This is a genomic window from Pseudothauera lacus (assembly GCF_003034845.1).
GTDB classification, from domain to species: Bacteria; Pseudomonadota; Gammaproteobacteria; order Burkholderiales; family Rhodocyclaceae; genus Pseudothauera; species Pseudothauera lacus.
The window spans coordinates 413,624-426,232 of the sequence record NZ_PZKC01000001.1; the positions used below are offsets into that span (position 1 = coordinate 413,624).

At 68.4% G+C, this 12,609-nt stretch carries 7 protein-coding genes; 4 read left to right on the top strand and 3 right to left on the bottom strand.

What is annotated here, in order from left to right:
- Positions 1-22 precede the first annotated feature (22 nt).
- Positions 23-2,344 (bottom strand): DNA internalization-related competence protein ComEC/Rec2, encoded by a 2,322-nt coding sequence (locus C8261_RS01845; protein ID WP_107491936.1) that lies wholly within the window; start codon positions 2,342-2,344, stop codon positions 23-25.
- A gap of 217 nt (positions 2,345-2,561) precedes the next feature.
- On the opposite strand from C8261_RS01845, the gene C8261_RS01850 reads away from it, so the two are divergent.
- From C8261_RS01850 to C8261_RS01865, 4 genes are read left to right on the top strand one after another with little or no spacing between them, the layout of a single operon-like run.
- Positions 2,562-4,778, top strand: coding sequence for a putative bifunctional diguanylate cyclase/phosphodiesterase (locus C8261_RS01850; protein ID WP_107491937.1), 2,217 nt, complete (start codon positions 2,562-2,564; stop codon positions 4,776-4,778).
- 6 nt (positions 4,779-4,784) lie between these two features.
- Positions 4,785-5,813, top strand: a complete 1,029-nt coding sequence (locus C8261_RS01855; RefSeq protein ID WP_107491938.1) for a TRAP transporter substrate-binding protein — start codon at positions 4,785-4,787, stop codon at positions 5,811-5,813.
- Between the two features lie 3 nt (positions 5,814-5,816).
- Complete coding sequence (locus tag C8261_RS01860) at positions 5,817-8,567, top strand: PAS domain S-box protein (protein WP_107491939.1); 2,751 nt, start codon at positions 5,817-5,819, stop codon at positions 8,565-8,567.
- Between the two features lie 21 nt (positions 8,568-8,588).
- The gene (locus tag C8261_RS01865) at positions 8,589-9,125 is read left to right on the top strand and encodes a DUF2062 domain-containing protein (protein ID WP_107491940.1); all 537 of its coding nucleotides are present in this window, start codon (positions 8,589-8,591) and stop codon (positions 9,123-9,125) included.
- Here C8261_RS01865 and gtfA read toward each other — a convergent pair.
- Together gtfA and C8261_RS01875 are read right to left on the bottom strand one after the other, a co-directional pair.
- Positions 9,113-10,552 (bottom strand): sucrose phosphorylase, encoded by a 1,440-nt coding sequence (gene gtfA, locus C8261_RS01870; RefSeq protein WP_107491941.1) that lies wholly within the window; start codon positions 10,550-10,552, stop codon positions 9,113-9,115. The genes C8261_RS01865 and gtfA overlap by 13 nt on opposite strands.
- Positions 10,553-10,562: 10 nt before the next feature.
- Positions 10,563-12,602 (bottom strand): methyl-accepting chemotaxis protein, encoded by a 2,040-nt coding sequence (locus C8261_RS01875; protein WP_107491942.1) that lies wholly within the window; start codon positions 12,600-12,602, stop codon positions 10,563-10,565.
- Positions 12,603-12,609: the final 7 nt, after the last annotated feature.

A 12,609-nucleotide genomic window follows, 5' to 3' on the forward strand; every position in this document is an offset into this window, starting at 1 on the left:
CAAAGGACACCCGGAGAGTCTATCAGCGTCCATGCCAGTAGCGCCGCCGCACGCTGCGCTGGGCTTCGATCTGCCAGCCGCCGGCGTCCATGCGCAGGCGCAGCGCGCCATCGCGGTCGGTGCGCCAGTCGCGTGCTGCGGCAGCCTGCCAGCGCGCCTGCACCTCGGGATGCGGATGACCGAAGCTGTTGCGATAACCCACCGAGTAGATCACCGCCTGCGCGCCGATGGCGTCCACCAGCGCCGGCAGGGATGAACTGCGGCTGCCGTGATGCGGCGCCACCACCACCGTACTGCGCAGCGCCTCGCCCTCACGGGCGAGCATCTCGCGCTCGGCAGCGCGCTCGATGTCGCTGCTCACCAGCAGCGCCATCCCGCCGGCGGCAACCTGCAGCACGCAGGAATTGTCGTTCTCGCGGCGCATGCGCGGACGCTCCATGTCCGGATGCAGCACCGCAAAGCTGACCCCGTCCCACTGCCAGCGCTGTCCGCTGCTGCAATGCGTGAACGCCACCTCCGGGTGCGCTGCAAGGGGATGACCGGGGAGCAGGCTGCCGAGCAACCCGGCAACCGGCAACTCTTCGAGCACGCTCGCCACACCGCCGGCATGGTCGGCATCGCCGTGGGAGATCAGCAGGCGGTCGAGCGCGCGTACGCCGATGGCGTTGAGATAAGGCAGCACCACACGCTCGCCGGCATCGGCCCCCTCCCCATAGGGCGGGCCAGCGTCGAGCAGCAGGTCGTGGGTGGCGGTCTGCACATGGATGGCCTGCCCCTGCCCGACGTCGAGCACGGTGGCGACAAAGGCGCCCGGCGGCGGGCGCGGCGGTGCCCACCACAGCAGCGGCAGCAGTGCCAGCACGCCGGCCAGGCGCGCGGGCGTGCCGCGCGGCAGCAACAGCCAGGCCACACCGGCGAGGGCCGCCGCGGTCAGCCAGGGCGGCGGTGCAGCCTGGCGATGAAACGCAAAGGGCAGCCCGGCAAGCCACTCCAGCGCCATCATCATCACAGCGGTCAGCGCATGGGCAAGGTGCAGCAAGGCCTCCACCGGCAGCACCGCGGCAACCAGGGCCAGCGGCGCGATCGCAAAGCTGACCAGCGGGATGGCAAGCGCGTTGGCCAGCGGCGATACCAGCGAGAAGGCCTGAAAGAGCACCAGCAGCGCCGGCACCAGTGCGACGGTGATGGCCAGTTGCACGCGCAGCGCCGCGCGCCAGCCGGAAAGCACCCCGGTGCGTCCGGAAAGCACCATCAGGATCACCGCCACGGCCCCGAAGGAGAGCCAGAAGCCGGCCCCCAGCACCGCCCACGGATCGATGACCAGAACCACCAGCAAGGCCAGCGCAAGCACCACTGCGGGGCGCAGCTGCCAGCCGCCGAGGAGCGCCAGCGCCACCACCGCCAGCATGCACAAGGCACGCTGCACCGGAACCCCCATACCCGCCAGCAAGGCATACGCGAAGGCGGCCAGCAGCGCCGCCAGCGCTGCCGCCCGCGGTGTTGCCAGGCGCAGCGCCAGGGTCGGCAGGCGGCGCCACAGTGCGGCAACCAGGCCGCCGGCAAAGAGCGCGACGAGGGAGACATGGAGACCGGAAATGGCCACCAGGTGATTGACCCCGACACGGCGGAAGACCTCCCACTGCGCACGCGGGATGGCGCGCTGATCGCCCACCGCGAGCGCGATCAGCATGCCCGCATAGGGCGCTTCGCCCAAGGTGTGGGCGAAGCGGGCGCGGATGTCATGGCGCCAGCCGTGCACGCGCGCCAGCATACCGCCTTCGCCCTCGCCGAGGAGGCGGTTGTCACCGCGGCGCACATAGCCGGTGGCGCGCACACCGCGCTCCAGCAGCCAGGCTTCGTAGTCGAAGCCGTGCGGATTGCTGAAACCGTGCGGGCGGCGCAGGCGCACCGTAAGAGTCCAGCGCTGCCCAGGGCGCAAGGCCGGCAGCTCGGCACCGCCGTACCATGAAAGCTGGATGCGCCGCGGCGCCGCCGCCTCGCCGGCATCGACGCGGAAAACGAAGCGCACGCCGTTGGGCAAGGTCTGCGGCAGTCCGTCGACGATGCCGTGAACCGTCACATCGCGCCCCTCCAGCGCCGCCGGCAGGCTGTCCGCAAGGCGCCACTCGGCGCGCACTCCGGTCCACGCCGCACCGGCAAGCAAGGCCAGCATCAGCCAGGATGCGCGCCGCCAGTACCCGCCAGCGCTGCCCCGGCGCACGCCCAGAAACTGCACGGCGGCAGCCGGCAGGGCGGCAAGGGCCAGCCAGGACAAGGGCAGCAGGGACGGCGCCTGCTGCTGCAGCCAGATCCCCAGGGCGAAGGCGATAATTGCAAAATGCATAAACCGATCATCCCCCCGCAGGCCGCCACGGGCAAGCCCCGCAGCGCCGCTGGCGGCAAGATGCGCTGTCCCGCTATGCCGGAAAACCTGGCTGTGGCAAAGTTGCGCGATAACATCCCCCTTTGCACAAGGCCGCAGTGCGAGCGTTGCAGCCGGCGCCGGGAGGGGAAAGGCGGATCGCATCTGCCGTGACAAGGCCGCGAGGAAGGAGACCGGGGTGAGCGACAGCAACGACGATCTACTGACTTTTGTCGACGAGGACCTGCCGCCCCCAGGCAGCAGCCGCGAATGCTGGCGGGTGCTGCTGGTGGACGACGAGCCCGACGTCCATGCGGCCACCCGCCTGGCGCTCAAGGGACTGCAGATCGAAGGCCGTGAAGTGGCCTTCGAGCACGCCTACTCGGCCGCCGAAGCGCGCCGCATGCTGGGTGCCGATGACGGTTTTGCCGTCGCCATCATCGACGTGGTGATGGAGAGCGACGACGCCGGCCTGCAGCTGGTCCGCCACATCCGCGAACAGCTGCGCAACCGTGCGTTGCGCATCATCCTGCGCACCGGCCAGCCCGGCTATGCGCCGGAGATCGACACCATCCGCCTGTACGACATCAACGACTACAAGACCAAGGCCGAGCTGACCCGCGTCCGCCTGTTCACCAGCGTCACCATCGCCATCCGCTCCTACGCGCAGATCCAGCAGCTCGAAGCGGGGCGCCACGGGCTCGAACTCATCCTCGCCGCCACCACCGAACTGGGCAAGCCGGCGGGCATGAACAAGTTCGCCGCCGGCGTCGTCACCCAGCTGTGCGCCCTGCTCGGCGTCGGCGAGGAAGGTCTGGTGTGCGCCGCGATGGGGGAGGCTGACAGACCGCCCTTCGTGCTCGCTGCCGCCGGCAGCTTCACCACGTGGATAGGGGTTGCGCTGAGCGAGATACCCGAACCACGGGTGCGCGAAGGGCTGGAACGCACCCTGCGCAGCCAGCGTCACAGCTTCGACGACGGCGCCTGCCTGTTCTTCAGCAACTCCCGCCAGCAGGCGCTGGCCGCCTTCGTCGACGTCCGCCGCCCGCTCAGCGACATCGAGCGCGGCCTGCTGGAAGTGTTCTGCAGCAACATCTCGGTGGCCTTCGAGAACGTCCAGCTCTATCTCATCATCAACGACCTGGCCTATGCCGACGCCCTGGTCGAACTGCCCAACCGCAACGCCTTCATCGCCTCCATCGCCGCCCGGGAGGCAGAGCAGGACACCGTTGCGCTGGTCGACCTGGACGGCTTTTCCGACATCAACAGCATTCTCGATGACAGCTTCGGCGATGCCGTGCTGCAGGTGGTGGCTCGCCGCCTGCGCGAATCCTTCCCCGCCAGCACCCGGGTAGCCCGCCTGGGCGGCGATCTGTTCGGCCTCCACGGGCCGGCGGCGGACATCACCCCGGTCAACATCGGCGCCGTCTTCGCCACCCCCTTCGTCTGCCAGTCCGGCGAGCCGCTGCGCCTGTCGGCCACCAGCGGTCTGGTGCGCATCGACGATGCGGCCCAGCCGGCGGTCGAGATCCTGCGCAATGCCGGCGCCGCGCTCAAGCAGGCGAAGAGCTTCCAGCGCGGCAAGGCGCTGTATTTCGAACCGGTGATCGCCGCGGCCGCCCGTGACCGCATGCACATGCTCAGCCGCCTGCGCGAATCCTTCTCGGCCGACCGTCTGTTCCTGCACTACCAGCCCCTGGTCGACCTGCGCGACGGGCGCATCGTCGGCGCCGAAAGCCTGCTGCGCTGGCGCACCGAGGACGGCACTTTCATTCCCCCCGACCGCTTCATTCCGCTGGCCGAGCAGTCCGGGCTGATGGTGGCCATCGGCGAGTGGGTGATGCGCACCGCGCTGAAGTGGCGTGCCGGCCTCAAGGGCACGGTCGACGAACGCTTCCGCGTCGCCATCAACGTCTCCCACGTGCAGTTCAGCGAACCCGATTTCGTCGCCGGCGTGCTGCGCATGCTCGCCGAAACCGGCGTTGCCGGGTACCAGATGGAGATCGAGCTCACCGAATCGGTCGCTGCCGAGAACACCAGCCGCATCGTGGACAAGCTCGGCGAACTGCGTGCCCAGGGCATTTCGGTGGCCATGGACGACTTCGGCACCGGCTACTCCTCGCTGAGCATTCTGCAGCGCCTGCGCCTCGACCGCCTGAAGATCGATCGCAGCTTCATCAGCGACGGCAACGACACCCACGAGCCTTTCGGCATCACCCGCACCATCATCAAGCTGGCCGCGCAGCTGCGCTTGCATACCATCGCCGAGGGCATCGAAAGCGAGGAGCAGCGCCAGGCCCTGCTCGATGCCGGCTGTGAGGAAGGCCAGGGCTACCTGTTCGCCCGCCCGCTGGCCGAGGAGGACTTCGGCCGCCTGCTTGCGGACGCGGTCGACGGGCGTTTCCGCCACCGCTGAACGACCATGCCCCTGCCCTCCCCGTTCAACAGCATGCGCCGCCGCGGCGTCCTTGCCGGCGCGCTGGCAGTGCTCGGGCTCATCGCCCTCGCCACCACCATGCGCACGCCCGCACCGGAAACGGTCGTCCTGCGCCTCGGGCACTACGCCAGCGCCGACCACCCCGCCCACACCGCGGCCATGCAGTTCGCCGCCGCCGTCGAAGAGCGCTCGGCGGGGCGCATCCGCGTCGAGGTCTTCCCGGACAACCAGCTCGGCAACCCGCCCGAACTGCTCGAGCAGAACATCGCCGGGATGATCGACATGAGCCTGCCCACCCAGGGCATCCTCGACAAGTACTCGCGCAAGTTCGCCGTGGTGATGCTGCCCTTCATCTTCCGCGACCACGACCACGCCCACGCGGTACTCGATGGTCCCTTCATGAACTGGGCAGGCAGCGACCTCGAAGCTCACGGACTGGTCTATCTGGCTAACTGGGAATGGGGCTTCCGCCATCTCACCAACAACCGCCGTCGCATCGAACACGCCAGCGACCTCGCCGGCCTGCGCATCCGCACCCCGCCGGAGATCCAGCTCCAGGCCACCGTCGAATCCCTCGGCGCGGAGGTCGTCACCATTTCCTTCCCACGCCTCTACGCAGCGCTCGCCGCGGGCGAGGTGGACGGCCAGGAAAACCCCCTCTCGGTGATCCACCACAACCGTCTCTACGAAGTCCAGCGCCACCTCGCCCTCACCCGTCACGTCTACAGTTCGATGGTCCATGTCATCAGCACGCGGACCTGGGCCCGCCTCACCCCGGCCGAGCGCGCAATGCTGCGTGAAGAGAGCCGGCGTGCGGGGCAGACGATGCGCGCGGCGATCCGTGCCGAGGAGGAGAGCCTGCTGGAACAGATGCAGGCCGCCGGCATGCAGGTCACCCGGCCGCCTGCCGAGGACTTCCTCCCCGCCGCACGCCTGGCCCACGCGCGCATCAACGCCTATGCAGGCAACGACTACGTCGCCACCTTTCTGCACATGGTCGACATGGGATACTGAACCATGCAGCTGCTGCCTGCCCTGCGCATCCTCCTCGGCTGTGCCGTCATGTTCCTCGCGGCGGGAAGCACCCACGCCGCCGTCGACGACATCAGCGACGACCCCGAAGTACTCGCCCTCCTTCCGCGCATCGTCCAGGGGGCGCCGAGCGGCGTCGGTGTCGAGCGCTACCACGTCATCCAGGCGGTCAACGCCTACATCACGCACATGCTCGGCTATTCGCGCGACGAATTGCTGGGGCGCAACATCCGCATGCTCTATCCCTCCGACGAGGCCTTCGAGCGCGTCGTGCGCAGCAAGTACGAGATGCGGCCGGATGGCGATCTCGTGCCGCTGGAGACACAATGGCGCCGCCGCGACGGCAGCCTCGTCGACGTCACCCTGATCGCCACCCCGCTGCGCCCCGACGACATCTCCGCGGGAGTGGTGTTCGCGGTCTTCGACATCAGCGACCGCAAGCAGGCCGAGGCCCATCTCGCGCAGCGCACGCGCGTCTTCATGGCCGCCCTGTCGACCTTCATCGTGATCCTGCTGGCGCTGATCATGTGGTTGAGCTACAGCCTGCGCCAGCGCCGCAGGGTGGTCGACGCCCTGCGCCGCGAGAACGCCGAGCGCCGCACCGCCGAACGCGCCTTGCAGGACAGCGAGGGCAAGCTGCGCACACTGATCGAGAACTTCCCCGGCACGGTGTTCCGCTGTCTCTACGACGACCACTGGACGGCGCTGTTCATGAGCAGCAAGGACGGGCATCATGCCGGCTACCCCACCGCTGAGTTCATCGACAACGCCGCCCGCTCAATGGCCAGTCTGGTCCACCCCGCGGACCACGCCCGGATTGCGGCAGTCATGCAGCAGGCAGCAGCAGGCAACGGCCGCTGGGAGCTCGAGTACCGCATCCTCCACCGCGACGGCGGCATCCGTTGGGTGGTGGAATACGGCACCACCGTGCGTGACGGACTGGGCCGTCCGGCCTATCTGGACGGCTTCATCCTCGACATCACCGCCCAGAAGGAAGCCGCCATGGAGGTCGAGCGCCAAGTGCAGGCGTTCTCGGTCCTCAACGACATCGCCGCGCGCAGCGCCCTCACCCTCGCCGAGCAACTCGCCATCGCCCTGCGCCTGGGGGCCGACTTCCTCAGCCTGGAGATGGCCGTGGTCTGCCGCATCGAGGCCCAGCGCTGCCGCGTCACCGCCATCCACGCCCCCCCCGACGGCGCGCTGGACATCGGCACCGAGCTCGACCTGGCGACCAGCTACTGTGACCTGGCGGTGAGCGCCGGCGGCCTGCTGGCAGTCGAGGCCATGGGCGCCTCGCCCTTCCGCGACCATCCGTGCTACCGGACTCTCGGGCTGGAAAGCTACATCGGCACCCGTCTCGAAGTCGGCGGCGAACTCCATGGCTGCCTCGGCCTGGCCGCGCACGCAGCACGCACAACGCCGTTCAGCGCCGGCGAGAAGTACTTCGTCGAACTGCTCGCGCGCTGGATCTCGGCGGCCATCGAGCGCGACCAGGCCGCCCAGCGCGTACGCCGGCTGGCCTACATGGTGCGGCACTCCAACGATGCCATGTTCCTCGTCCGCGACGGCCGCATCATCGACTGCAACGATGCGACCGTGGCGATGTTCGGGCGCCCCCGCGAAGGCATCACCGGCAGTACGCCGGAGGTACTGTCGCCACCGCTGCAGGGCGACGGCAGTTCTTCCGCACAACGCTCCGTCGCCTACCTCGCAGCGGCACTGCAAGGTCAACCGCAGCGCTTCGAATGGCTGCACTGGCGTGGAGACGGCACGCCCTTCGATGCCGAGGTGGCGCTCAGCAGCTTCGAGGAGAACGACGAACAGTTGGTGATCGGGGTCGTCCGCGACATCAGCGTGCGCAAGCAGCGCGAGCGCGAGGTCCTCGAACTCAACACCACCCTCGAAGCCCGCGTCGCCGAACGCACCAGCGAGCTCGCGAGCGCGCTCGACAACCTGCGCCGCACCCAGGGCGAACTGCTGCACAGCGAGAAACTGGCCTCGCTCGGCGCGCTGGTCGCTGGCGTCGCCCATGAGCTCAACACCCCGATCGGCAACGCGGTGACGGTGTCGACCACCCTGCTCGACGAACAGCGCCGCTTCAAGGAGCGCACCGCCGCGGGGCTCACCCGCAGCGCCTTCGAGGATTTCCTCGCCAGCGTCAATGAGGCAGGTTCCATCATCGAACGCAATCTCGCCCGCGCCGCCGAGCTGATCGGCAGTTTCAAGCAGCTTGCCGTCGACCAGACCAGCTATCAGCGCCGCGTCTTCGATCTGCGCGAAGTGGTGCAGGAAATCACCCTGGCGATGAAGCCGACCATCCGGCGCACGCCCTTCCGGCTTGTCGACGAGGTCCCCGAAGGCTTCCGGCTCGACAGCTACCCGGGACCGCTCGGCCAGGTACTGATGAACCTCATCAACAATGCCCTCATCCATGCCTTCGAAGGTCGCGACCACGGCACCATCACGCTCACCGCCGAACTGGCGGCGGAGGACTGGCTGGCGGTGAGCGTCAGCGACGACGGCTGCGGCGTGCCGGCCGAGAACCTCAAACGCATCTTCGACCCCTTCTTCACCACCCGCCTCGGCAAAGGCGGCTCGGGGCTCGGCCTGCACATCACCTACACCCTGGTCAGCGATCTCCTCGGCGGCCGCATCGAGGTCCACAGCACACCCGGCGCAGGCGCCCGCTTCACCGTGCATCTGCCGCTGTGCGCGCCGCTGCGTGCGCAGGCCTGAGGCACCGCTCTCCGTCCATCGATGCGCAAGAAGCTGCAGGCCTGGCTCCCCGACCGTCAAAGCATTCGCGGCAATCGCTGGCTACGCCCGTTTGCCGGCTCGCTGCTGCACCCGCGGTTGTGGCACCTGAATCGCCACTCCGCGGCCGGCGCGGTGGCCGTGGGGCTGTTCTGCGGCCTCATCCCCGGCCCCCTGCAGATGCTCGGCGCAGCCATCGCCTGCACCGTGCTGCGGGTCAATCTGCCCCTCGCCCTGCTCACCACGCTGTACACCAACCCGTTCACCATCGTGCCGCTGTATCTGCTCGCCTATGCCCTCGGCACCTTCGCCGTAGGCGGCAGCGTGGACGCCTTCACCCATCCGCCGGAAATGGCGGGGCTGGGGCTGGGAGCATGGATCGGCGCCCTCGCCGATTGGGTGGTGGGCCTGGGGCGACCGCTGGCGGTAGGGCTGCTGCTGCTCGCCGGCGGGCTGTCACTGGGCGGCTATCTGGCCGTCAAGGGGCTGTGGCGGCTATGGCTGATCCGCGCCTGGCGGCGGCGTGCTCAGAGGCGGTAGCAGCGCTCGCCGGCCAGCGCGTCGCTGCAGGTCACTGTGGCGGTGCGGAAGTTGAGATCCACGAACAGGCGGCAGTAGTGCTCGCCCTCGCGCCAGCCCATGTCCACGCTGGAATCGTTGGAGTAGTGCAGTTCGAAGCTGCCGCCGAAGGCCGGATGCGTGGAGCGCAGCCGCATCAGCGCCAGCAGGCGCTGCACCACGGCAGCGCTCACTGCCTCTTCCGCTTCGGCAAGCGTGTAGCGGTGGCGGTTGATGTCGCGCGCCTCGCCGCTCTGTGCCGGCAGTTCTGCGTCGTTGCCGCCAGCGAGCAGGCCGACGTAATAAACCTGCGGAATGCCGGGAGCGAAGAACTGCACCGCGCGCGCGGCGATGTAGGCATCCTCGTTGCGCTGCAGGGCATCGAAGAAGGTACAGGTGAGCTGGTAGATCGCCCCCACGCTATGCACGTTGGCGGCCAGCCGGCGCAGGATGGGGTCGGCGCTGCGCTCGGAGACATTGTTGATCACCGCCTCGATGTGATAGCGCGGCAGGATGTCCTCGACGTCGGGGATGCAGATGCCGTCATGAGTGTCGAGCACGGTGACCTGGTTGTGCGGGCACATGCGCAGCCAGGCCTTGAGGTAGTGGCTGTTGGCGTCGAACAGCGAATACAGCAGCAACGGCGGCAGCGCGAAGCCGTAGCACCACATGCCGCGCCGGGCGATGGCGTACTGCCAGCTGGGATGGTCGTGCACCTCCGGGAGGATGTCCACACCATGCGCCGCGGCAGTGGTACGGAACCACTCGAGGATGCGCCACACCTCGGGCTCGACCAGAAAGCAGCTGGTGCCGATCTGCTTGGTGGTGTAGCCGAAGGCGTCCAGGCGCAACAGCTTCACCCCGCGTGCGGCCAGACAGGCGATGTTGTCCGCCATCAGGCGGTAGGTCTGCGGGCTGCGGTAATCGAGGTCGATCTGACGCTCGGTGAAGGTGCACCACACCCGCCCGCGCCTGCCGTCGGCGAAGAGCACTTCACGGAAGGGCTCCTTTTCCTTGCGGATATGGATCTTTGCCAGATCGTCGGGGCCGATCTCGCCGAGCGCATCGACATCGACGAACAGCCCCGCGGAGGGCGATTCCGGACCGTGCAGGAGGTAGTCGCGGAACTCCGGCGCATCGTCGGCGAGGTGGTTGAGCACCAGGTCGAGACAGACGTCGTAGCGCTGCGCCAGCCCTTCCAGATCCGCCCAGCTGCCGAATGCGGGATCGATGGCCTGGTGGGTGAGCGGCGAGAAACCACCATCGGCGTTCGACGGAAAGGGCGGCAGCACATGCACGCCGCCCACCGCATCGCCGAGGTGGTGGTCGATGAAAGCTGCCAGATCGGCCAGCCCGCCGCCGATGCGGTCCGGATAGGCGATGAGTTGGACCGCGTTCCTCAGGGCCATCCGTCCCCTCTCAGAGCCGGAAGTGGCCGACTTCGGCGCGCAGGGTACGGGCCAGCGCCTCCAGGTGCTGGGCGGTACCCTCCGCCTCGGCCACCGTGGCGTTGTTCTCTTCGGCCATCTGCGCGATCTGCTCGACGTTGCGCGAGATGTCGTTGCTTGCCGCGCTCTGCTCGCGCAACGCACTGGAGATGTCGCTCACCGACTGCACCACGCCTTGTGCCCCGTTGCGGATCTCGTCCATCGCCTCACCCGCGCGGCGGGTCAGCTCCACCCCGTCGCGGACGCGCTCCACTCCACGGTTCATCGACTTCACCGCCTCGTCGGTACCGTGCTGAATGGCGTCGACCATGGTCGAAATCTCCTGCGTGGCGCCGCTGGTGCGCTCGGCGAGCTTGCGCACCTCATCGGCCACCACGGCAAAGCCGCGCCCGGTCTCGCCGGCACGCGCCGCCTCGATGGCAGCGTTGAGAGCAAGCAAGTTGGTCTGATCGGCAATCTCGCGGATCACATTGACGATGCTGGAGATCTCCTCCGACTTGCGTCCCAGGGTCTCGATGGTGGTCGCGGTGGCACCGACCTCACGGGCAATCAACTCCATCTCCGCAGCGGTGCGCTGCACCACCTGCGCGCCATTGTCGGAGATCTCGCCCGAACGGCTGGAGATGTTCTCCGCCTCACCGGCATGGCGGCCGATCTCGTCAATGCCGACGGTCATCTCCTCCACCGCCGCGGCCATGCTCGCCGCCGCTTCGCTCTGATGTGCGGAGCTGCGGCTGACTTCGGACGACGCCGTGGCCATCGCTGCGGCCGCCTCGCCGACCTCGTCGGCGCTGCGGCGCACACGCTGCATCACTGCGGCCATCGCCTCGGCCATGGCGTTGAAACGCTCGGCGGCATCCCGCAGCTCGTCGTTCGACGACAGGTGAATGCGGGTGCTCAGATCACCTTCGCCCAAACGCCCGGCGCCGGCCCCCAGCTCCGCCACCGAGCGCGCCACGGCGATGTAGAGCGCACCGAGAAAGTAGGCCAGCAAGGCCACCGCCAGCACAGAAATCGCCACCACCACGGTGAAGGTCCGCACCAGCCCCGCACGGCGCTCCTTGAGGAGGGCCTCGATGGTCGGCACGATCACCTCGGCGGACTGCTGGAAGGCCACATCGAGGGCCCGCGTACCGGCATCGAAGAACTCCACCGGGGCGAGTTCGAAACGTTCGTCGAGAATGTCGTCGATGACCCGTCCGCGGATCGACTCGACCGCCAGCGCCAGTTCCACCTTGAGATCGTCGAGCGCCTCCTGGCGCTCCGGGTTGGCATGCGCGGCACGTTCGAGGATTTCCTCCGCGGCCAGCATGGCGTGATCGAGCTCGCCGATCTGCAGCGACAGGCGCAGACGCTGCCCCGAGCTGAGGTAGCGCGAAGCGAGGATGGAGGCACCCTGCCCGCGCAGGCGTCCGATGCGCTCGGTGGCATCGGGCACGGTGTGGGTGACCAGCGAGATCAGGTACTGCGAGGCGGCCTCCGGGTCGAGCGCGAGGCGGCTCTCCTCGGCGACGTCGTGCAGCACCTGGACGACGTTGTTGACAACCACGGTGTGGCCATCGAACACCCATTGTGGCGAGGCACTGGGATTGGGCGCCTGCAGCGTTGCCCACATCTGCGCTGCCTCACCCCAGCGCTCCTGCCAGCGCGTCTCGCCGCCGAGTGCGCCAGCGGCCTGCTGCAAGGCACGCTCGGCTTCCGCCCACGCCTGTTCGAGCTTCGCCGTGGCATCAGGCAGGCGGCTCTGCATGGCGGCATCGGTATTGTTGAGCGCCCCGGTGGCCAGACCGCGACGCAGTTGCGCCGCCTCCACCACCCGCAGCAGCGGCACGACGGCCTGCAGGCCGTGCAGTTCGCTGTCCACCACCCTGATGTCGGTACGCAGGGCCAGCACCAGGGCAGTCAGCAGGTACGCGATGGTCGCCGCCGAGATCAGCCCGAGCAGCACGAATTTCCAGCGAAAGCGCAGCCTGTCCAGCAGCATCGCTGCCGGAGAAAAGATGAACGACATGAAGTTC

Bases quoted from the DNA above. Each gene is read 5' to 3' on its own strand.
- C8261_RS01845 (WP_107491936.1), bottom strand. From the start codon at position 2,344: ATGCATTTTGCAATTATCGCCTTCGCCCTGGGGATCTGGCTGCAGCAG.
- C8261_RS01855 (WP_107491938.1), top strand. From the start codon at position 4,785: ATGCCCCTGCCCTCCCCGTTCAACAGCATGCGCCGCCGCGGCGTCCTT.
- C8261_RS01860 (WP_107491939.1), top strand. From the start codon at position 5,817: ATGCAGCTGCTGCCTGCCCTGCGCATCCTCCTCGGCTGTGCCGTCATG.
- C8261_RS01865 (WP_107491940.1), top strand. From the start codon at position 8,589: ATGCGCAAGAAGCTGCAGGCCTGGCTCCCCGACCGTCAAAGCATTCGC.
- gtfA (WP_107491941.1), bottom strand. From the start codon at position 10,552: ATGGCCCTGAGGAACGCGGTCCAACTCATCGCCTATCCGGACCGCATC.
- C8261_RS01875 (WP_107491942.1), bottom strand. From the start codon at position 12,602: ATGTCGTTCATCTTTTCTCCGGCAGCGATGCTGCTGGACAGGCTGCGC.